The sequence below is a fragment of the Thermococcus sp. ES12 genome, from assembly GCF_012027515.1.
Taxonomy (GTDB): Archaea; Methanobacteriota_B; Thermococci; order Thermococcales; family Thermococcaceae; genus Thermococcus; species Thermococcus barossii.
In genome coordinates this window covers 1-551 of record NZ_SNUP01000020.1, presented here as the reverse complement: position 1 = coordinate 551, position 551 = coordinate 1, and the positions used below count along the sequence as shown (strand labels likewise).

The window sequence follows — 551 nt, the reverse complement described above, 5'->3', positions numbered from 1 at the left end:
AACCCCAACCATAATGCTTGTAACAATTTATGCAACTATATTTGCCGCATTCCTTGCATACTTCATATTGATCAAGTACTCAAAGCAATTAACTAGGTTTGTCTTCAAAAAAGTGCCTGCAGAAGCATTGTATGCTATATTCTTAGCAATAGTACTGGTGTTAGCATACAATGACGCAGGAATTGCAGGAATCTTTGGTTCAATCCTAGTGGGCCTTATCTCAGCGACATTTGTTAGAAACGGTGTCTCAATTGGAATACTCTTCATGGTGCTAGTTGCTGCACCATATCTTGTAGGATTGCTCTTTTGAGGCACTTTGCTTCCCTTTATTTTATTGCACAAAAACTTTTAAGCTTCCCACTTTTTTTCCTAAGTGAGCTGCAAGGTGAGAAGCATGGAAGAAAAATATCAAAAAGCCTGTGAAGAAATTGCAAAGGTCTTAATAAGTGGCGAGATTAAAGATAGGGATGAGCTTAACAAATTTAAGGTAAAAATCGCGAGAAAATACCATCTAAGCAAACTTCCAACTAATTCGGACATTCTTAGAGTGA

Annotated in this window: 1 pseudogene; it reads left to right on the top strand. The window is 37.4% G+C overall.

From position 1 onward, the window contains the following. Positions 1-310 (top strand): annotated as a pseudogene (locus E3E37_RS10785) (tripartite tricarboxylate transporter permease); the annotation flags it as partial. Between the last annotated feature and the right edge of the window lie 241 nt (positions 311-551).